At 67.6% G+C, this 19,125-nt stretch carries 17 protein-coding genes; 5 read left to right on the top strand and 12 right to left on the bottom strand.

The features are described from left to right. Positions 1–4: 4 nt before the first annotated feature. Both ABE434_RS07740 and ABE434_RS07735 read right to left on the bottom strand, forming a co-directional pair. Positions 5–370, bottom strand: coding sequence for a hypothetical protein (locus ABE434_RS07740; RefSeq protein WP_019185548.1), 366 nt, complete (start codon positions 368–370; stop codon positions 5–7). 111 nt (positions 371–481) lie between these two features. Further along, complete coding sequence (locus tag ABE434_RS07735) at positions 482–1,909, bottom strand: Do family serine endopeptidase (protein WP_346478417.1); 1,428 nt, start codon at positions 1,907–1,909, stop codon at positions 482–484. A 555-nt stretch (positions 1,910–2,464) separates the two neighbouring features. Here ABE434_RS07735 and ABE434_RS07730 point away from each other — a divergent pair. Then, positions 2,465–3,469: a histone gene (locus ABE434_RS07730; RefSeq protein WP_346478416.1), complete on the top strand. Its 1,005-nt coding sequence runs from the start codon at positions 2,465–2,467 to the stop codon at positions 3,467–3,469. Between the two features lie 241 nt (positions 3,470–3,710). Next, a complete protein-coding gene (locus tag ABE434_RS07725) occupies positions 3,711–4,385 on the top strand; it encodes a hypothetical protein (RefSeq protein ID WP_346478415.1) in 675 nt (224 codons plus the stop codon). Positions 4,386–4,401: 16 nt separating this feature from the next. Here ABE434_RS07725 and ABE434_RS07720 read toward each other — a convergent pair whose 3' ends face one another. Then, positions 4,402–4,761, bottom strand: a complete 360-nt coding sequence (locus ABE434_RS07720; RefSeq protein WP_346478414.1) for a DUF1428 domain-containing protein — start codon at positions 4,759–4,761, stop codon at positions 4,402–4,404. A gap of 663 nt (positions 4,762–5,424) precedes the next feature. Here ABE434_RS07720 and ABE434_RS07715 point away from each other — a divergent pair. Both ABE434_RS07715 and ABE434_RS07710 read left to right on the top strand, forming a co-directional pair. Next, positions 5,425–5,997: an Ax21 family protein gene (locus ABE434_RS07715; RefSeq protein WP_176990938.1), complete on the top strand. Its 573-nt coding sequence runs from the start codon at positions 5,425–5,427 to the stop codon at positions 5,995–5,997. Between the two features lie 128 nt (positions 5,998–6,125). Further along, entirely contained in the window at positions 6,126–6,554 is a 429-nt protein-coding gene (locus tag ABE434_RS07710; protein WP_346478413.1) for an NUDIX domain-containing protein, read from the top strand. 49 nt (positions 6,555–6,603) lie between these two features. Here the strand turns inward: ABE434_RS07710 and ABE434_RS07705 are convergent, their stop codons facing one another. Genes ABE434_RS07705 through ABE434_RS07695 form a run of 3 tightly spaced genes read right to left on the bottom strand, consistent with a single transcriptional unit; the run spans position 6,604 to position 9,457 of the window. Continuing rightward, a complete protein-coding gene (locus tag ABE434_RS07705) occupies positions 6,604–7,536 on the bottom strand; it encodes an alpha/beta hydrolase (RefSeq protein WP_346478412.1) in 933 nt (310 codons plus the stop codon). After that, entirely contained in the window at positions 7,533–8,402 is an 870-nt protein-coding gene (locus ABE434_RS07700) for an alpha/beta hydrolase (protein WP_346478411.1), read from the bottom strand. Before ABE434_RS07700 ends, ABE434_RS07705 begins: the two co-directional genes overlap by 4 nt. Beyond that, the gene (locus tag ABE434_RS07695; RefSeq protein ID WP_346478410.1) at positions 8,402–9,457 is read right to left on the bottom strand and encodes a sugar phosphate isomerase/epimerase family protein; all 1,056 of its coding nucleotides are present in this window, start codon (positions 9,455–9,457) and stop codon (positions 8,402–8,404) included. Before ABE434_RS07695 ends, ABE434_RS07700 begins: the two co-directional genes overlap by 1 nt. A 113-nt stretch (positions 9,458–9,570) precedes the next feature. Between ABE434_RS07695 and ABE434_RS07690 the strand changes: the two genes are divergently transcribed. Then, complete coding sequence (locus ABE434_RS07690) at positions 9,571–10,161, top strand: helix-turn-helix domain-containing protein (protein ID WP_346478409.1); 591 nt, start codon at positions 9,571–9,573, stop codon at positions 10,159–10,161. A gap of 12 nt (positions 10,162–10,173) precedes the next feature. On the opposite strand, the gene ABE434_RS07685 is transcribed toward ABE434_RS07690, so the two are convergent. Genes ABE434_RS07685 through ABE434_RS07660 form a run of 6 tightly spaced genes read right to left on the bottom strand, consistent with a single transcriptional unit; the run spans position 10,174 to position 19,030 of the window. Further along, on the bottom strand, positions 10,174–11,277 hold the full coding sequence (locus ABE434_RS07685; protein ID WP_346478408.1) for a sugar kinase: 1,104 nt from the start codon (positions 11,275–11,277) through the stop codon (positions 10,174–10,176). Further along, positions 11,274–12,455 (bottom strand): GDSL-type esterase/lipase family protein, encoded by a 1,182-nt coding sequence (locus tag ABE434_RS07680; protein WP_346478407.1) that lies wholly within the window; start codon positions 12,453–12,455, stop codon positions 11,274–11,276. The genes ABE434_RS07685 and ABE434_RS07680 overlap by 4 nt, the downstream gene beginning before the upstream one ends. A 30-nt stretch (positions 12,456–12,485) precedes the next feature. Continuing rightward, positions 12,486–13,241: a glucose 1-dehydrogenase gene (locus ABE434_RS07675; protein WP_346478406.1), complete on the bottom strand. Its 756-nt coding sequence runs from the start codon at positions 13,239–13,241 to the stop codon at positions 12,486–12,488. Between the two features lie 43 nt (positions 13,242–13,284). After that, on the bottom strand, positions 13,285–14,577 hold the full coding sequence (locus ABE434_RS07670) for an MFS transporter (protein ID WP_346478405.1): 1,293 nt from the start codon (positions 14,575–14,577) through the stop codon (positions 13,285–13,287). Further along, positions 14,574–16,787: an oligoalginate lyase gene (locus ABE434_RS07665; RefSeq protein ID WP_346478515.1), complete on the bottom strand. Its 2,214-nt coding sequence runs from the start codon at positions 16,785–16,787 to the stop codon at positions 14,574–14,576. Before ABE434_RS07665 ends, ABE434_RS07670 begins: the two co-directional genes overlap by 4 nt. A gap of 17 nt (positions 16,788–16,804) precedes the next feature. Further along, positions 16,805–19,030, bottom strand: coding sequence for a polysaccharide lyase 6 family protein (locus tag ABE434_RS07660; protein WP_346478404.1), 2,226 nt, complete (start codon positions 19,028–19,030; stop codon positions 16,805–16,807). Positions 19,031–19,125 lie beyond the last annotated feature (95 nt).

The raw sequence follows: 19,125 nt of genomic DNA, 5'->3' as shown, positions 1-19,125 counted from the left end.
CTGCTTACTTGTCGCCGCCGCTGCGGGCCAGCTTGGCGATGATCCAGCCGGCCGCGAAGGCCACGCCGAAGGACGCCAGCGGACGCTCACGGATCAGTTCGGCAGCGCTGTCGACCAGGTCCTTGCCCTTGTCCATCAGTGCATCGACCTGTTCCTTGGCAGCGGCGCCACCGAACTCGGCAGCCGCCAGGCCGGACAGCGCGGTATCGGACAGCTCGGCCTTGACGTTGGCCTTGCCGATGCGCAGCTCGTCACCGGCAGCACCGGTGGCGCCCTTGATCGCACCGCCGGCGGCGGTGGCGGCCGACTTCAGGTGCGAGCCGGCTTCGCCCAGGTGTTCCTTCAGGTTCTCGGTATTGGTAGGGCTCATCGTGTATCTCCTGCTATGCGATGGGGAAGGTGACCGCGGACGATCCGACGGCAACGAACACAAGGTAATAGCACCGGCCGGGTGTAAGCGACGTTACGGCAGCCGCTGCGTTCAGCGCATCACCAGCTGGCCACCACCGTTGCCCCGGATGATGCGCAGCACCAGCTGCGCCGGACGCTGCTGGAAGTTGGCGCGCCAGCTGGCGAGATCGGCAAACTCACCTGCCGTTGCCGCGGTGATCACATCGCCCTGCTGCAGCCCGGAGTTGGCCGCGCGGCTGCCGCGTTTGACCTCGCTGACCAGCACGCCGCTGACACCGGCCTGGCGCAGCGACTCGGGCAGATCGACGAAGGTGGCACCGCCCAGGCGCGGATCGAGTGATTCGCCACTGACCGCGCGCGCCTGTTCCTTGAGCGTGGCCTTGATCTGCAGCGGCTTGCCCTCGCGGCGCACATCCAGGGTCAGCGTGCTGCCCACCGGCTGCAGGCCTTCCACGTTGTGCAGCGCCTGCGCGCTGTCCACGCGCTGGCCGTTGGCCGCCACCACCACATCGCCCGGCTTCAGTCCGGCGACCGCGGCACTGGACCCGGCCAGCACGCGGGTGACCAGCGCGCCCCGCGTCTCGGTCAGGCCCAGGCCCTGTGCGATCTGCTGGGTCAGGTTCTGCGTCTCGATGCCGAGCGTGCCGCGCACCACCACGCCGTGCTTGACCAGCTGGTCGACCACGTCGCGCGCCAGGTTGGAGGGGATCGCCAGGCCCAGGCCGATGTTGCCGGCCATGCTGCCCTGCGGATTGAAACTGGCGGTATTGATGCCGACCAGCTGGCCCTGCAGGTTGACCAGTGCGCCGCCGGAATTGCCCGGGTTGATCGAGGCATCGGTCTGGATGAAGTTCTGGTAGCCCAGCCCGCGGATGCCGCTGCGGCCCACCGCCGAGACGATGCCGGAGGTGACCGTCTGGCTGAAACCGAACGGGTTGCCGATCGCCACTACGAAGTCGCCCACGCGCAGCTGCGCGCTGTTGCCGAGCTTGATCTCGGTCAGGTTGCCGGTCGGAATACGGATCAGGGCAACGTCGGTATCGGCATCGGAGCCGATGAATTCAGCCTTGACCGTCCGTCCATCGGCCAGCGTCACCTGCACGTCGTCGGCATTGTCGATGACGTGGTGGTTGGTCAGCACCAGGCCCTCGGCGGCATCGATGATCACGCCGGAGCCCAGCGATTCGTTGATGCGCTCCTGGGGCACTTCCGGGAACAGGCGGCGGAAGAACGGGTCGTTGAAGTAAGGGTTGCGCACGCGCACCACCTGCTTGGTGTTGACGCTGACCACCGCCGGCATCACCCGCTCCAGCATCGGTGCCAGTGACGGTACCGCCTGTCCGGCGACCGCCGCGGGCAGCGCGGCCGTGGTCGGGATCGTGTACGCGGCCGGTGCCGCTTCGGCACGGTTGTCCAGGTGCGCGTTGATGGCCGTGGCGGTGAATCCGCCGAAGGCAGCGGCGAGGGCGAGCGTGAGCAGGGTCGGGAGCGGTCGCATGTCCGGCGGTTCCGTGTCGGAGGGGGCGGGGGCAGGGAAAACAGGTATACGGTAATTCAACCTGAATGAGTGTGTCCGCAACCGGCTAAACCCGGCATGAAACCCGCCGCGGCCGCGGCGTTCCCGACGACGTCGGCAGGCCGATGGTCGGGGTGCCGAGGCAGCCGATAGGGAGGACCGGAAGTGCCTGCCAAGATGCATCCGGTGATGCCCGATCGCACCCTCGTCGTGCGCCAGCAACGCGCACCAGCGTGATCGAAACCAGCGCAAATGCCGGGTGTGGAGGCAGGGAATGGATCAGGTGCGACGACCAATTGTCGAATCATCGGATGCGGCGGAGATGCGCATCCAGACACACGCCATGCACCACGCACTGGAACGGTAATGCTGTTTTCAAGGGGTTTCGTGCAAGCGCCTGGTGCGTTGCTTGCTGCCGCCGATGGGGGTGCTACTGTCGGCTTGGCACGTGCATCGCATCAAGACCGTTCCACGATGGACCGCGCCGGTATAGCATCGCCAGCGATTTGACTAACCAGGCCCCTTAGGAGGCACTCAATGAGCAACGGTAATGGTGTGACCACGGTTCTCTCGCAGACCGTCGAAGATGCAAAAGAAACCGCCACCAACGTCGGCGAGACCATCGCACACGTTGCGGAAGATGCCGTCGCTTCGGTGAAGAAGACCGCCAAGCGCGCACGCAAGGCCGCCACCACCCAGGTCGCCAAGGTCAAGAAGGCCGTGACCAAGGTCGAGAAGACCGTCGCCAAGAAGGCTGACAAAGCGGCCAAGTCGGTCGGCAAGACCCTGGCCACCGCCAAGCAGAAGCTGGAAACGGCCAAGAAGAACGCCAAGGCCGAAGTCACCGCGATCAAGAAGCAGGTCGCCAAGAAGAAGGCTGCCGCTGAAAAGGCCGTGACCAAGACCACCAAGGCTGCCGGCAAGAAGGCCACGACCGCCAAGAAGGCCGTGACCAAGAAGGCTGCCGCCGCCAAGAAGACCGTGACCAAGAAGGTTGCCACCGCCAAGAAGGCCGTCGCCAAGAAGACCGCGACCGCCAAGAAGGCCGCGACCAAGAAGACCACCGCCGCCAAGAAGACCGTCGGCAAGAAGGTCGCCGCTGCCCGGACCGCCGTTGCCAAGAAGTCGGCGACCGCCAAGAAGGCCGTGACCAAGAAGACCGCAGCGGCCAAGAAGGTAGCCGGCAAGAAGACCGCCGTCGCCAAGAAGACCGTCGGCAAGAAGGTCGCCACCGCCAAGAAGGCCGTTGCCAGGAAGTCGGCGACCGCCAAGAAGGCCGTGACCCGGAAGACCGCGACCGCCAAGAAGGTGGCCGGCAAGAAGACCGCCGTCGCCCGCAAGTCGGTCGGCAAGAAGGTCGCCACGGCCAAGAAGGCCGTGACCAAGAAGACCACCGCGGCCAAGAAGACCGTCGGCAAGAAGGTCGCCACCGCCAAGAAGGCTGTGGCCAAGAAGGCTCCGGCCCGCAAGGCCGCCCCGGCCAAGCGTGCTGCCGCCAAGCCGGTTGCCCGCAAGGCGCCGGCCAAGCGCGCGCGCAAGTAAGCAAGTTGCAACGTGCTGCTCCCGCCTGAGGGCGGGAGTGGCATGGCGGGGGCGGCCTGTGCCCGTCCACTGCCTCTAGGCATCCCGGTCGAGTGCATCGCGCCACGCTGCGATCAGACTCCCGGTTCCTGTCCTGACTGTCCCGCCCCTTCGTCGGATCCTGCCCCTGCGGCCAGGTGCTTGACGGTCCCTCCCTGCCTCTCTTGCTAACCTGCTCCGCGGACGTCCACGGGAAGATGCAATGCGCGGTCTCGACTTCAGTTCCTGGCAGGCCATGCTCTCGACCCTGGTCGGCCTGGCGGTCATCACCCTGATCGGCGTCGGCATCCGGCTGCTGGTCATGCAGACCATGCAGCAGCGCCGCGAGCGCGAGAACCGGCAGATCAACGAGCGGCTGCGCACGCTGATCGCGGCTTACAAAGTGCTCGGGGGTTCATTCACCGGCACGCTTGATGTCGATCCACGCCATCGTCGGGACTTCCGCGCGCTGCCAGAAGCAGGGGAAGACGGCGATGCATTGCACCTGCCGGCGGCCGCGGAGATCGGCGGCGAGCGTGCGCGTCGCATCCGTGATGCGGTGGAAGCAGCCCTGTCGGACATCATCCTGTTGGGCACCGATGAGCAGGTGCGCCTGGCCGCGCACGCCGCCAACGAGATGGCCCAGGGCCGCCTCGTTCCCACCGCCGAACTGGTGGTGTCGTTGCGCGACTTCATTCGCCAGGCGCTGGATCTTGATCCCATTCCTGCCGCCGTCGTCATCCCGCGCCAAGGCCCGGCACGGCCGTCGGCCGGTGCGAAGGGCAAGGGCGATGCGGGTGACAAGGGCGGCGGTAAAGGCGGTGGTGGTGGTGGTGCTGGTGGCGGGGGAATGGGCGGCGGATTCCAGAGCGACGAAGAATCCGCGCACCCACGCTGAGCGATGGCAGCGCCCCTCAGCTCTTGAGTTCCACCACCGGCACGAAGCCGCCGTAGATCATCCGCTTGCCGTCGAACGGCATCGGATTGTTCTCCGGGTTCATCTGCGGGTCTTCCATCATCTTCTGCATGCCGGCATCGCGCGTGGCCTTGTCCGGCCATTCGATCCAGGAAAACAGCACCGCCTCATCCTCCTTCGCTTCGACCGCCCGATGGAAGTCGGTCTGCTTGCCGTGCGGAACATCATCGCCCCAACACTCCACCACGCGCAGCGCACCGTGCTTGATGCAGATCGCATCGCCCATGCGGGCGTGCTCGAGGAATTTGTCTTTGTTCGCGGTCGGGACGGCCAGTACGAAACCATCGATATACGCCATGACAACGCTCCGGATGGCGCGCCAGGATGGGCGCCTTCAAGACATACGACGAACCAGGGGGCGGAGTATCGACACTGCGCTCGAGGCCCTTTGCGGCGGGTGAACACCCTGGGCGGACCCGGGCGGACCCATTCAGCGCGGCCCGGCCACCACCGGGCCGAGGGTCAAAGGGGTCAGAAAAATCCGAATCAGAGTGAGGAACTTCCTGATGGTTCAGCTGACGCATCCAGCCCATGATGGCGGTGCCGGGCAGGACGCCCCACGGCGCCCTGCGGTCCAACGCCCCACGGCACGGACCTCGGTGCATTCAGGAGGATGGACGCGTTAGCCGATTACTCCCCAAGAGCGGCTTCCCCAGCGCGTGACGCCCCGCAAGGGCACCGTCGTGACCAGAGTCCTTTCCCGCACGGCTCCCGTGCGTGGCCTTTCCCCCGCATCTGTTGCCCGCGTGACGATCGCGCGCTACGGGCATTCACGCCTTCATCGCCTGGAAAAAGCCACGCGCGTATGCCAGAGCGCGTCTGAACGCCGCCCCAAAATTCACTTTTGTGCAGGTGGTCAACTTCAGGGCGGGTTGTGTCGAATAACGGAGAATTTACATTCCCGATGCAGTCCGGCCTCCATGCCGGGTGCAAGTAGTCCAAGACATAAAGGTGTACCCCCATGAAGACTTCGTTGATTGCTCTGGCCCTGGCTGCCGCCCTCCCGTTCACCGCTTCGGCGGCTGAAGGCCTGTCCTACAACTACGCTGAAGCCGACTACGTCAAGACCGACGCAGATGGCGGCAAGGCCGATGGTTGGGGCGTGAAGGGTTCCTACGCCTTCCACCCGAACTTCCACGCCTTCGGTGAGTACAACCAGCAGAAGACCGACATCGGTGACTTCAAGATCGACCAGTGGCGCGTCGGCGTGGGCTACAACCAGGAAATCGGCAACAGCACCGACTTCGTGGGTCGCGTTGCCTACAACAAGTTCGACCCGAAGGAAGGCCTGGACTTCAACGGCTACAGCGCTGAAGCCGGTATCCGTACCGCGTTCGGCCAGCACGCCGAAGTCTATGCGATGGCCGGCTACGAGGATTACAGCAAGAAGCACGGCGTCAATCCGGATGGCCAGTTCTACGGCCGCCTGGGTGGCCAGGTGAAGTTGAACCAGAACTGGGGCATCAACGGCGACATCAAGATGGATCGCCACGGTGACAAGGAATGGTCGGTCGGCCCGCGCTTCAGCTGGTAATCCCAGCGTGACCGCATCGCCACGCGCCTGATCGGCGTGGCAGGAAAGGCCCGGCATTGCCGGGCCTTTTTCGTGGGCGCGGTTTCCGCGGGGAGAGGGATAATGAGGCACTGTCATGGAGATGCCTGATGTCCGAGTCCCCTGCGCTGCAGCAACCCCGCCTCGGTTGCGGTGCCGTCATCCAGCGCGCCGATGGCGCGATCCTGCTGGTCCAGCGCGGGCGTCAGCCCGAACAGGGCCACTGGGGCCTGCCCGGCGGCAAGGTCGATTGGATGGAGAAGGTCGAAGATGCCGTGGTGCGCGAAGTCCTGGAAGAAACCGGACTCGAGGTGACCGTCGAACGGCTGCTGTGCGTCGTGGATCACTTCGAACCGGCGCTGGGGCAGCACTGGGTGGCGCCGGTGTATGTCGTGCGCACGCGGGATGCGTCCATCGCGGCAGTGAAGGAACCGGAAGCGTTGCTTGCACTGGGCTGGTTCCCGCCGGATGCGCTGCCCGCGCCGCTGACCCTTTCTGCGCTGCGCGCGATGGCGCAGCTTTCGATGACTCCACCTTGATTGCAAGGCCCGGCAGTGCAGGACCTTGCCGGTTGAGGTGGTAGCGGGGCTACACCCGCTCAGCCAACAGCGCGGCACTTCGATCCAGCAGCATCCGCGTGGCCGGCGCCAACCCCAGCAGGTGCAGGCATGCGTGGATCATGCCGGGCAGGCGTTCGCAGGTCACCGCTACGCCCGCCTGGCGCAGGCGCGCGGCGTACTGTTCGCCTTCATCACGCAGCGGGTCGTACGCGCACACCAGCACCGTGGCCGGGGGCAGCCCGCGCAGGTCTTTCGCGCGCGCTGGCACGGCGTAGGCGTTGGCGTCGTCGCCGGGGTTGAGATACGCCTCCCAGCAGCGTTGCATCAACGCAGTCGTCAGGTAATGGCCCTCGCCGAAGCGCTGGTGGCTGTCGTGGTCGGTGACGGTGTCGAGTGCGGGATACAGCAGAAGCTGGTGATCGATGGTCGGCCCACCACGGTCGCGGGCAAGCAGCGCCACGGCCGCGGCCAGGTTGCCGCCGGCACTGTCGCCGCCCACCCCCAGCCGTGCCGGATCGATGTCGAGCGTGGTCGCGTGGCGGCTTGCCCAGCACAGGGCGGCGTACACGTCCTCCAGCGGGATCGGGAAGCGGTGTTCCGGTGCCAGCCGATAGTCCGCCGACAGCACCACGCAGCCGGTCGCGTTGGCGAGCGCCCGGCACGGGTTGTCGTAGACCGCCAGCGAACACTGGAACCAGCCGCCGCCATGGGCGAAGACCAGCCCCGCGCGCAGCTGGCCCCGCCGGTGTCCGGCGGGCCAGTAGGCACGCACGGCGATGGCCTGGCCGTCGCCGGTCTCCACGCTGAAATCGCGGACGGACTCGACGACCTCCAATGGCCCGTGCAGGGTGGGCAGGGCCCTCTCGCTCGCGCTGCGCAATTCCGCCAGCGACATCCCTGCCACCGCCTCCGGCGGCGGCAGGGTGGACAGGAAGCGGGTGATGTCCGGGTCCAGGCTCATGCGGTGATTTCCGGCTGCAGGAACGGCAGCAGCTGCGCCAGGAACGCCTCCGGCGCTTCTTCCATGACGAAGTGGCCACAGTCGGCGATCATCGTGCCGCGCAGGTCGCTGGCGTGCGCGCGCATGGTGTCCATCGGCATGTCGGCGGTGGCGTGCTCGGCGCCGATCGCCAGCACCGGCATGGCCAACGGGGTGAGCGCGCGCTGCCGGTTCTGACGGATCGTCTCCGGGATCGCCCGGTAGTAGCCGAAGCCACCGCTGAGCCCGCCCGGTGCCGCGTACGCCCGGATGTAGACCTCGCTGGCGACCGCTTCGCGGCGATGCGCCCAGCGGTCGAACATGAAGGTCAGGTAGGCCCGCTCGCGGCCGGCGATCAGCGCCTCGGGCAGGTCGCGCACCTGGTTGAACATGAAGTGCCACAGGAAGATGTTGTCCTCCGGCGCCACGAACACAGGCGGTGCATCGGCCAGGCCGGGGATCACCGCTTCGGTGATGGCCAGGCGCTGCACCGCCTGCGGCTGGTCGCTGGCCAGCGCGTAGGCCACCCACATGCCGACGTCATGGCCCACCACCTGGTAGCGCGCGTGGCCCAGCTGCTGCATCACCGCATGCAGCGTGGCGGCGATGTTGCCGGTGTCATAGCCCTGCGCAGGCGTATCCGAATCGCCCGTCCCCGGCGGATCCACGGCGATTGCCTGGAACCCCTGCGCGGCGAGTGCCTGCATCACATGGCGCCAGGCATACCAGGTCTGCGGCCAGCCGGGGATCAGCAGCACCGGCCGGCCTTCGCCGAGCAGGGCGCAATGCACGCTGCGCCCGTCGATACGCACGTGGCGGTGGCTGACGCCTTCAAGTTCCAGAATCATCAGAGGATCCCCAACATGCCGTGGATCTGCGCACGACTGACCGGTGCGCCCGCGAAATCGTCGAAGATGCGGTCGGTGACCTTGATGATGTGGGCGTTGATGAAGGCCACGCCCTCGCGCGCGCCGTCTTCCTGGTTCTTCAGGCAGCACTCCCATTCCAGCGTGGCCCACCCGTCGTAGTCGTACTGGGCCAGCTTGGAGAAGATGCCCTTGAAGTCCACCTGCCCATCACCGAGCGAGCGGAAGCGACCGGCACGCTCGGTCCAGCCGCTGTAACCGCCGTAGATGCCCTGGCGCCCGCTGGGGTTGAACTCCGCGTCCTTGATATGAACCATGCCGATGAAGTCGCGGTAGATATCCAGGAAGTCCAGGTAATTGAGCTGCTGCAGCACGAAGTGGCTGGGATCGAACAGGATCCGGCAGCGCCGGTGGCCACCGACGGCGGCATGGAAGCGCTCGAAGCTGGTGCCGTCGTGCAGGTCTTCGCTGGGATGGATCTCATAGCAGAGGTCCACGCCGTGGGCGTCGCACACCTCCAGGATCGGCAGCCAGCGCCGCGCCAGCTCCTCGAACGCGGCCTCGATCAAACCATCCGGGCGCTGCGGGAAGGGGAACAGGTAGGGCCAGGCGAACGAACCGGAGAAGGTGCCCATGCGGTCCAGGCCCAGGCGTTGCGAGGCCTGGGCGGCCAGCTTGATGCGCTCCACCGCCCACGCGCTGCGCGCGGCCGGATCGCCCTGCAGGTGCGCGGGAGCGAAGCTGTCGCACAGGGCGTCGTAGGCCGGGTGCACCGCCACCAGCTGGCCGAAGATGTGCGTGGTGAGTTCGCTGATCACCAGCCCGTGGCCGGCCAGCATCGCGATCATGTCATCGCAGTACTGCTGGCTGTGCGCGGCTTTCTCCACATCGAACAAGCGTTCGTCCCAGGCCGGGATCTGCAGGGCCTTGAAGCCCTGGCTGGCCGCCCAGGCGGCGATCGAGGGCAGGCCGTTGAACGGGGGTTGGTCTGCACTGAACTGGGCCAGGTGCAGGCTGGGGCCTTTGATGGTGCGCATCGGATGTCGCCTTATTGTTTGTCGAGCGACAAAGAATAGGCGCACGGATGATCCCGGTCAACGCTCGGTATCGTTAGAATCGCCGCAACGTTTCTTCCCTGTAGTGATGCCCCATGGCCGGACGCCCGCGCGAATTCGACAAAGACCACGCCCTGAAGCAGGCCATGCTGCTGTTCTGGGCGCGTGGCTATGAAGGCACGTCGATGTCGGCGCTGGTGGAAGCGCTGGGCATCGCGTCGGCGCGGATCTACGCCGCCTTCGGCAGCAAGGAGCAGCTCTTCCGCGAGGCCGTGGCGTTGTACGAAGCCGGCGACGGCGGCTTCGCCGACCGTGCCCTGCGCGAGCAGGCGGTGCGCCCGGCAATCGAACGCATGCTGCATGACGCGGTACTCACCTACACCCGGCGTGGTCGCGCGCAGGGCTGCCTGGTCGTCTCGGCGGCGACCAGTACGGCACCGGAGAATGAAGCGGTGATGGACTGGCTGGCCGAACACCGCCGCCAGCGCACCCAGTCGATCATCGCCCGCCTGCAGCAGGCCGCCAGCGCAGGTGAGCTTGCCGACGGCGTGGACGTGCAGGCGCTCGGCGACTACTACGCCACCGTGCTGCATGGCATTTCGACCCAGGCCCGCGACGGCGTGGGGCGGGCGCGGTTGCTGGCGGCGGTGGTGCTGGCGATGCGCGCGCTGCCGACCCGGGACTGATCCCGGGCAGAGTCAACGCTTCGCGGCGGCGCTGTCGCCCCGCGCCACGGCCTCCACTTCCGCCAGGCTGGTGATGGCGTAGTCGCCCGGGGTGGACATCGCCAACGCGCCATGCGCGGCGCCCAGGTCCACCGCCGCCTGCTCGCCCTTGCCGCTGAGCAGGGCATGCACCACGCCAGCCACGAAGGCATCGCCACCGCCGACGCGGTCGAGCAGGTCCACTTCGCGCGCGTCGGAGACATACAGCTGCGCCCGCGTGCGCAGCGCACCCGCCCACCCATGCCGGGCCGCCGTGGCGGCGTCGCGCAGGGTGAAGGCCACGGCCTGCAGCGTGGGAAACCGGTCCAGTGCACGCACCGCGGCGGCCTCGGCCGGGCCGACATCCATCGGCGTGTGGCGACGCCCGAGATCGCTCAGGTCCATGCCCAGGCACGCGGCGAACGAATACTCATCGCCGATCAGCAGGTCGCACTCGGCAGCGATCGCGCAGTTGGCGTGGCGCGCGGCGTCCGGATCGGGATGGCTGTTCCAGAGGCTGGCACGGTAGTTGAGGTCGTAGGAGACCGCCACGCTGTGCCGCCGCGCGGCACGCACCGCCGTGATCGCCGTCGCCGCGCTGTGCTCGGACAGGGCGGCGAAGATCCCACCGGTGTGCAGCCAACGCACGCCGTGCTGGCCGAACAGCGCATCCCAGTCGAACGCCTCCGGCTGCAGCTGCGAGGCGGCCGAGTACGCGCGATCGGAGATGCCCAGCGGCGCACGTGCGCCGAAGCCACGTTCGGTGAAGTTCAGCCCCATGCGCGTGTTGCGGCCGATGCCGTCGTAGTCACGCCAGACGATCTGGCCGGCATCCACGCCACCGGCCTGGATCAGCTGCCGGGCGAGCAGGCCGAGCTCATTGCGCGGCAGGGCGGTAAGCACGCCGGTGCGATGCTCGAAGGTGCTGCACAGGCCGCGCGCGACGTTGTACTCGCCGCCGCCTTCCCACACGGTGAACTGGCGCGCGCTGCGGATCCGGCCTTCGCCGGGATCGAAGCGCAGCATCACCTCGCCCAGCGCCAGTGCGTCCCAGCGCTGGCCCCTGTCAGGCGCAACCCGGAAGGTCTGGGCACTCATCGCGCCGGGCACCCGAGCAGGGCCAGATCGATGCCGTCGGCCATCCGCCGGTAGCCTTCATCGTTGGGATGCAGGTGGTCGCGGGTGATGTCCTCGGGCAGGTTCTCCGGGTTGGCCGGGTCGCGCAGGATCTGGTCGAAGTCGATCAGGCCATCGAAGCCGCTGCGGCCGCCGCGCATCCAGGTGTTGAGCGTGGTGCGGGTGGCGGCGGCGATCGGCTCGTACCGGTCCGAACCCCCGAAGGGGGTGATCGTGGCAGCGATCGGGCGGATGCCGTTACTGTGCAGGCGCTCCGCGATCTGCCGGTAGCCCAGCACCATGTCCTCGGCGTTGCGGCCGGCCACGGGCGGGGTTCCACCGTCGTGGCGGATGTCGTTGATGCCTTCGAACAGGATCACGCGGTCCACGTTCGGCAGCGCGATCACATCGCGGTCCAGCCGCGCCAGCGCGCTGTGGCTGCGGCCATGGTCCATCACCTTGTTGCCACTGATGCCGGCGTTGACCACCACCACCTGGTCCGGACAGGCCTGCTGCAGGCGGGCGGACAGCAGTGCGGGCCAGTCGCCGTTGCTGCCGCGGGTGGCCGTGGCGCCTTCGGTGATCGAGTCGCCGAGGGCGATCACCACGACAGGCTTGCGGGTACGTTCGGCCAGCACGGCGGAGACCACGTTCTGCCGGTAGGCGAGTTTGACTGCATCGCCCACGGTGGCAGCGCGGCCGTCGGCAATGCGCAGCGCGGTGCGGCGCACGGCAGGGCGGGTGGCATCCGGGAAGTACACGGTGAGCGAGACGTCGGCCAGCGCCGGTGCGGTGATCGCGACCGGGTCGCTGAGCAGGGCGGCGCCGACCGGCACCACGACATCGCCACGTCCATTGAAAGTGACCGGCTTGGCCGCGGTGGCGGTGCCGGTGAGATGGGCCGAGGCACTGCCGATATGCAGCGGTGCCTGGCCGAGTTCATTGCTGATGCGGAAGCGCAGGGCGCGGGCCGAACTGGCCAGGCGCATGTCCTGGCGTACGGTCTGGTTCGCGAACTGTACCGGGGCCTCGGGGGTGCCATCGAGACGGTCCGGGGCCGGCGAAGCGGTCCAGGCCGGCACCCAGACCTGGGCCTGGGCGGGCAGCGCCGCGGCGCTGGTGGCAAGTGCAAGAGAGAATGCAGTGATCCAGCGCAGCATGGCGGCCCTCCCAGGCGGTCAGCGGGTCAATCAGGAGAAGTAGGTGCCGCCGTTGACGTCGACGTTGGCACCGGTGATGAAACCGGCCGCATCCGACGCGAGGTACACGGCGGTATCGGCGGCTTCCTGCGGGCGGCCCTGGCGGCGCAGCGGCGTGTTGCCGGCCACCGCGGTGCGCACTTCCGGCTTGGTGAACTCGTCATGGAAGCGGGTGGCGATCATGCCGCAGCACAGCGCGTTGACGCGGATGCCGCGCGGCCCCAGCTCCTTCGCCATGGCACGGGTGAAGGTCATCACCGCGGCCTTGGCGGTGGCGTAGATCGTCGCGCCCGGGCCACCGCCATCGCGGCCGGCCTGCGAAGCGAAGTTCACGATCGCGCCGCCCTCGGGCATGTGCGGTACCACCGCATGCGTGGTCAGGTAGACCGAGCTCATGTTGAGGTCCATCACCTTGTGGAAGAACGCCTCGTCGATCTCGGCCAGCGGACGGCGCTGGACCATGCCACCGGCCACGTTCACCAGTACATCGATCTGCGGGCCGAACGCGGCCTGGGTCGCGGCGACCATCGCCGCCACCGCCTTGGCATCGGTGACGTCGGCGCGATGCACGATCGCGGTACCGCCGGCGGCCTCGACCTGCTTGAGGGTCTCCTGCGCGCTGGCTTCGTCGTTGGCGTAGTTGATGCAGACCTTGGCACCGGCGGCGGCCAGCTTGAGCGAGATCTCGCGGCCGATGTCACGGCCGCCACCGGTGACGATCGCCACCTTGTCCTTGAATTGGGTCATGAAACACTCCTGTGATGCGTTGGGGGAAAGGGAAGAAGGGGACTCAGCGGCGCTCGACCGGGCCGTGGATTTTTTCCACGCGACCGGTGACCAGCCACAGCGCCAGCAGGGAGGCCGGCACCAGGGCCGCCACCAGGATGAAAATCGGTGCGTAGGATTCGTGGGTCATCGCCGGCACCAGCCAGGTGGTGATCAGCGTGCCGGCCACCGCGGCCATGCCACCCAGGCCGGCGACCGAGCCGACCGACTTGCCACTGAAGATGTCGCCGGGCAGGGTCTGGATGTTGCCGATGGCGATCTGGAAGCCGAGCAGCACGAAGGCGATGGTGACGACCGCCCAGACCGGATCGGTGGCCAGCACCGCGCCGATCAGCGCCGGCGCCATGATCGCGCCGCCCAGGGTGATCACCACCTTGCGCGCCTTGTCCACGCTCCAGCCGGCGCCGATCAGGCGGCCGGACAACCAGCCGCCACCGAGGCTGCCGATCATCGCGCCGACGTAGGGCACCCAGGCGAAGATGCCGATCTGCTTGATGTCGAAACCAAAGGTGTCGGCCAGGTAGATCGGCAGCCACGACACGAACAGCCACCAGATCGGGTCCAGGAAGAACCGCGAGATCAGGATGCCCCAGGTCTGGCGGTGGCCCAGCAGCTGGCGCACGTTCGGTACGTACTCGGCGACCGGCTCCGCAGGCTGCTCGGCCGGCGCATCCAGGATCAACGCACGCTCGGCCGCGCTCACCCACGGGTGCTTGTCCGGTCCGGCGCGGTAGATGATCAGCCACGGCAGCAGCCAGATGAAGCCGATCGCACCGATCAGGATGAACGTGCCGCGCCAGCCCAGCCACAGGAACAGCACGGCGATCAGCGGCGCGGAGATGATGGCGCCGATCGAGGCGCCGGCGTTGAACACGCCCTGCGCCAGCGCACGCTCACGCGCCGGGAACCACTCGGCATTGGCCTTGACCGCGCCCGGCCATGCACCGGCTTCGCTGATCCCGAGCATGGCGCGCACGATGCTGAAGGACAGGATGGAGTGGGTGACCGAGTGCAGCGCGATCGAGACCGACCACACCGCGATCGACAGCGCAAAGCCCAGCCGCGTGCCGATGATGTCGAACAGGCGCCCGAACACGAACTGGCCGGCGGCGTAGAACAGCATGAACACCGTGACCAGCAGCGCGTAGTCCTCCTTGGTCGCGCCGACATCCTGCGAAATCTGCGGCCACATCACGGCCAACGCGTTGCGGTCGATGTAGTTGATCACCGTGGCCACGGCGATCAGCGCCACGATCAGCCAACGGACATAGGTGCGGGCCTGCGTGGTGACTTTCATTTGCCGTCCTTGCCCGTGCTGGTATCGAAGCGCTTCCAGCCGCCGTCCCAGCGCCAGCTGTGTCCGCCGCCGCTGACTTCATGTGCGCCACCCTTGGCCGGGTCATCGGCGATGCCCAGCGCCAGGCGCTTGCCACCGGCCAGGTCGAGCACCAGCACGTCCGCATCCTTGCCGCGGTAGTGGGTGAGACGGTCGATGCGGCTGTTGGCGCCGCGCACGGTTTCGGCGGTGCCGTCGTACTGGCCGTGCGGTTCGAGCACGCCGTAGAACGTGGTGGCCGCCTGGCCATCCACGCGCTGCAGCAGCATCGGCTCGCGGCGCAGGTTGAACGACGGATCGTTCGCACCGCTCTCGCCGATCAACGCGCGCGAGGGTGCAGTGCTGGCGAAACGGTACGTGTAGAAACGACCGTCGAGCAGCCAGGTGAGGCTGCGCGCCTCGCTGGTCGGCTCGCTGGCCGCATCGATCCAGACATGCTGGTAGCCGTTGGCCTTGCCCAGCACCGGACGCGCGGCAACCGCGGATTGGCTCTTGAAGCCCACGTCCATGATGTGCCCATTGAAGTGCAGCGGCAGGTCATAGCGCGCGGCCTTGGCGCCGGTGACGCGCAGCAGATCCAGCACCACCGGTTCGCCCAGCGCAGGATGCGAGAGCAGCGCCTGGGTGCGGGTGAAGCTGACGCCGTCATAGGCCCCCTCCATCCGCGCCGAAGCGATCTGGGTGTCGTCGCTGACCGCGAACAGCAGCGGGATCGGTGCCAGTGGCTGGCCCTTCTTCCAGTCGCCACCGAAGTGGCTCTGCTCGTTCACCACCAGCGTGTTGTGCGCGATGGTCTGCCGTGCCCAGCTGGCATTCTCCGGCAGGTAGATGCCGCCGGCCTTCGCCTCGATGTTGAGGAAGCGCGCGGCGCCGTAATCGGTGACCACGCGCTGGCCGTTGTCGTAGAACAGCCAGTTGATCTTGTCGAAGTGGCCGTGGCCCATGCCCTGCTTGGTGTTCTTCATCACCAGCGCCTGGCCGTCCTCGCCGCCCATGCGCAGGATCGCCAGCGCGCCTTCGGTGCCGTCCGGGCCGTCACGCAGCAGGGTGGGGACGAAGGCGAATGGCTTGGCCTTGTTCCCGGCCAGCGCCTGGGCCACCTGCAGGCCCTCCGGCGAGAGCAGCACGCGCTTCTGCGTCTGGGCCACCGAAAGCAGGCGGGCATCGCCGGTCTGCGCGTACGCGATATCGATGCCGGCCACCAGTTCCTCGGTGTCCAGGCCCTTGTCGAGGATGGCGTCGTTGATCGGGAAGAAGTAGCCGCCGTAGCTGCTCTGCACCAGCGCATCCACGGCCTTGAGCAGCACGCCGTCGCGGCGCTTGAAGATGCCGCGCTGCGGTTCGTTGCGCTCGATGGCATTGGCGAACAGGATGAACGGGGCCAGCGCATACCGCTGGTAGTACGGGCCTTCTTCGTAATACCCGTCCGGCGAGAACAGCTGATCGACCTGTTTCAGGAAGCCGGCGCTGCCATCGCGTCTGCTGCCCTGCAGGGCTTTGTCGACGTAGCCGGTATCGCGCAGGACGTAGCCGGTCATGCCCACGGCAGCGACAGCCCAGGTGGCGTGGTTGTGGATCTTGTCGAAGTTCTCCGGCGTGCCGGACAGGAAATCGGCCATCGCGCGGAACACATGCGTATCGATGGTCTCGCGGTCGGCGGCACTGAGCGTGTCGCGGATCGCGTCGTAACCCTGCGCGGCGCTGACCAGCCAGACCGAATCGTTGAGGGTCTGCCAGAACAACCGGCCGGGGATCTGGCCGCGGCCCTGCGGGTGCGCGCCCAGGCCCGGGTAGAGCTTGGCGTAGCCCAGCAGCAGGTCGCGGGCGAAGGTGGCATACGCCTTGTCACCGGTCAGGCGGTACAGCGCGCCGGCCGCCTGGATGGCCTGGTAATTGCGCTTGTGCTGTTCGTGGGTGTAGCCACCGCCCTTGTCCTTGGGCACCGGCACATCGATACCGGCCGTCATCATCGCGCGCACGCGCTGCTCGGCCCGCTGCTGTTCCTTGGCGAACAGCGGCGAGCGCGCGCCCTCGGCCCGCATCTGCGTCCACTGCGCGGCGGTGACCAGCACCGGCGCGGTGGCAGCGTCGGCGGGCGCCTGCCGGGCGGCGGGGGCGGCCTGCGCAGCGGGCAATGCGGCCCCGCCAAGCGTGGCGGCGAGCAGCAGCATCAGGGGCGGGGCGTGATTCATGGCAGGGCCTCAACAGGGGTATCGGACAGCAACGGCGCGGTGGCCGTCAGCGGGTTGTCGCCCATGCGCAGGGTGGGTTCCCCGACGCGATGGCTGAAACGGATGCGGCCGCTGCGGTCGAAGCGGTTGTCGCGGATGCTGGCGAACTGCACGCCATGCAGGCGCAGGCTGGTGTCATCTGCCACGCCCACCTGCTCGAACTGGTTGCCGCGCACCTGCAGCGCCGGGCCGAAGGTGCTTTCGTCGGTGCCGCCGCGATACAGGTTCAACACCGGTCCGCCGATGCGGCGGAAGCGGGAATCCAGCAGATCGACCTGCTCGGCGTTGTAGGTGCCGAGGTCATCGGTCTCGGCGGCCGCGGCGATCACGCTGCCGCTGACGTCCTCCACCGTGACGTTCGATAGCGCGATCCGCGCGGCCAGGCTGCCCTTGCCGGTGGCGATCACGTCGAAGGCCTTGTTGGCGGTCAGCCCGTGTACGCGGCTGTCTTCGACAAGCAACGTGTAGTTGAAGGCCTGGCTGCCGGGCGGCACGCGGATCACTGCGTTGCCGGCGGCGTCCGGTGCGAGCGCGCCGTCGATGTCCAGCCGCGCCAGGCGCAGCGAACCGCCCGCGCCGATCTCGAACAGGCTCGGCCGCGAGAACTGCACGCTGGCTTGGCCGCGCGCGGGGCCGAGCACGCTGAGCGGATGGTCCACCGCCAGCACCTGGCTCACGGTATAGCGGCCGCGCTGCAGCTGTAGCCGGTCGCCCGGCGCGCTGGCGGCCACGGCGGCGGTCAACGTGTCCTCGCCCGGTGCGACCTGGCGCACGGCGCCACTATCCAGTGCGGTGGCCGGCAGGGTCTTGGGGTACCAGTCCACGCCGACCTGGTCGCGCGCGATCGGCGTCAGGTCGCGCGGGGCGCCGGCATCGACCGCGGTGGTGGGGTAGAGAAGGCCGTTGGCCGCGCGCTGCAGGGTCAGGGACTGGCCGCGGACACCGCCGGGGAAGCCGGCTGACACGGCAGGGCTCTGCAGGTTGCCGGCGAAGGTGATGCCGGAGAGGTCACCCTGCGTGCGCAGCAGATCGCGTTTCCCATCGCCGATGAACAGGTTGCCGGCGATGCGGCTGTTCACCGGCATCGCATTGCGCTCCTCATCCAGCCCCGCGCCCAGCAGCAGGGTGCCGACCTGGATGAAGCTGTTGCGTTCGATCACCGCATGGTCGATCTGCTCGTAGCGGTTCAATGGCGCGTTGTGCGTACCCGCCATCACGCTCAGGGCCGCGGCGAAGTTGTCGCCGGCGATGCCTTCGAAGTAGTTGTCGCGCACGGTCTGGTTGCGGTTGATCACGCGCACCCCGCCGGTATGCGCCTTGCCATGGCCGAGGAACACATTGCGCTCGACCAGATTGCCATGGCCGTGGCGCAGCACCAGTGAGCCGCGCGAGTCCTGGAAGACGTTGCCGCGGTACGTGTTGCCACCGGACTTGTTGGAGACGATCTCGACCTCGCCATCGCACTGCTCGAACCAGTTGTTCTCCACTACGGTGCGCGAATCGGACTGCGAATCGTGGCTGGTGCCGATGCGCATCGTCTCGCCGCCGTTGGAGCCCAGGTTGGGGCGCGGGCCGAACCAGTTGTGGTCGATGCGGTGCTGGTTGTCCAGGCCGCTGGTGGCGTTGCGCACCACCACCAGGGTGGTGCCGGCATTGGTCTTGCCCACCAGCTGGTTGTGGTCGAAGCGGTTGTGCTGGCCGTACAGCGCCACCCAGTGATCGGACTGCTGGCGGTCGGGCTTGTTGTAGCGGTCGATCACGATCCCGGTAACGCGGCTGTGGTCGGCCCACTCGCTGGCCGACCGCCGGAAGGAGATCACTTCACCGCCGGGTGCCCAGCCATCGCGGAACACAAGGTTGGAGACCTCCAGATGCGCACCGGCCAACCTCAGCTGGGACTGGCCGCTGAGAATCACCTTGCCGGGGGTCTGCGCCGTCAACTTAATTGGTTGACCAATTTTGCCGGTACCCCGGAAAAGCAGGTCGACGTCGCGCCAGACGCCATCCGCCAGGACCACCGTATCGCCGGGGGCGAGGGCGCGTACCGCGGTGGCGTATGCAGCAGCATCGCGCACCAGGTAATCGGCCGCGACGGCAGGGAACGTCGCCAGCGACAGGCTCACCAGCAGGGCCTTGGCCATGGGGCGCAGCGCCAACGGCGCATGCGAGTGTTGCAAAGTCACGGGTTACCCTCCCAGATGAACCGTAGCGACCAACGCGAGCCACGATCCTAACAGGTTGCCGGACGTGCACGTCAACCACAATCGCATACCACTTT

This window comes from Stenotrophomonas sp. TWI1183, assembly GCF_039673115.1.
GTDB classification, from domain to species: domain Bacteria; phylum Pseudomonadota; class Gammaproteobacteria; order Xanthomonadales; family Xanthomonadaceae; genus Stenotrophomonas; species Stenotrophomonas maltophilia_AA.
Note: the sequence above shows the minus strand (reverse complement) of the source record. Positions and strands in the feature narration are given on the sequence as shown.

Coding starts and splice junctions, on each gene's coding strand:
- ABE434_RS07740 (WP_019185548.1), bottom strand. CDS start 370: ATGAGCCCTACCAATACCGAGAACCTGAAGGAACACCTGGGCGAAGCC.
- ABE434_RS07735 (WP_346478417.1), bottom strand. CDS start 1,909: ATGCGACCGCTCCCGACCCTGCTCACGCTCGCCCTCGCCGCTGCCTTC.
- ABE434_RS07730 (WP_346478416.1), top strand. CDS start 2,465: ATGAGCAACGGTAATGGTGTGACCACGGTTCTCTCGCAGACCGTCGAA.
- ABE434_RS07725 (WP_346478415.1), top strand. CDS start 3,711: ATGCGCGGTCTCGACTTCAGTTCCTGGCAGGCCATGCTCTCGACCCTG.
- ABE434_RS07720 (WP_346478414.1), bottom strand. CDS start 4,761: ATGGCGTATATCGATGGTTTCGTACTGGCCGTCCCGACCGCGAACAAA.
- ABE434_RS07715 (WP_176990938.1), top strand. CDS start 5,425: ATGAAGACTTCGTTGATTGCTCTGGCCCTGGCTGCCGCCCTCCCGTTC.
- ABE434_RS07710 (WP_346478413.1), top strand. CDS start 6,126: ATGTCCGAGTCCCCTGCGCTGCAGCAACCCCGCCTCGGTTGCGGTGCC.
- ABE434_RS07705 (WP_346478412.1), bottom strand. CDS start 7,536: ATGAGCCTGGACCCGGACATCACCCGCTTCCTGTCCACCCTGCCGCCG.
- ABE434_RS07700 (WP_346478411.1), bottom strand. CDS start 8,402: ATGATTCTGGAACTTGAAGGCGTCAGCCACCGCCACGTGCGTATCGAC.
- ABE434_RS07695 (WP_346478410.1), bottom strand. CDS start 9,457: ATGCGCACCATCAAAGGCCCCAGCCTGCACCTGGCCCAGTTCAGTGCA.
- ABE434_RS07690 (WP_346478409.1), top strand. CDS start 9,571: ATGGCCGGACGCCCGCGCGAATTCGACAAAGACCACGCCCTGAAGCAG.
- ABE434_RS07685 (WP_346478408.1), bottom strand. CDS start 11,277: ATGAGTGCCCAGACCTTCCGGGTTGCGCCTGACAGGGGCCAGCGCTGG.
- ABE434_RS07680 (WP_346478407.1), bottom strand. CDS start 12,455: ATGCTGCGCTGGATCACTGCATTCTCTCTTGCACTTGCCACCAGCGCC.
- ABE434_RS07675 (WP_346478406.1), bottom strand. CDS start 13,241: ATGACCCAATTCAAGGACAAGGTGGCGATCGTCACCGGTGGCGGCCGT.
- ABE434_RS07670 (WP_346478405.1), bottom strand. CDS start 14,577: ATGAAAGTCACCACGCAGGCCCGCACCTATGTCCGTTGGCTGATCGTG.
- ABE434_RS07665 (WP_346478515.1), bottom strand. CDS start 16,787: ATGCTGCTGCTCGCCGCCACGCTTGGCGGGGCCGCATTGCCCGCTGCG.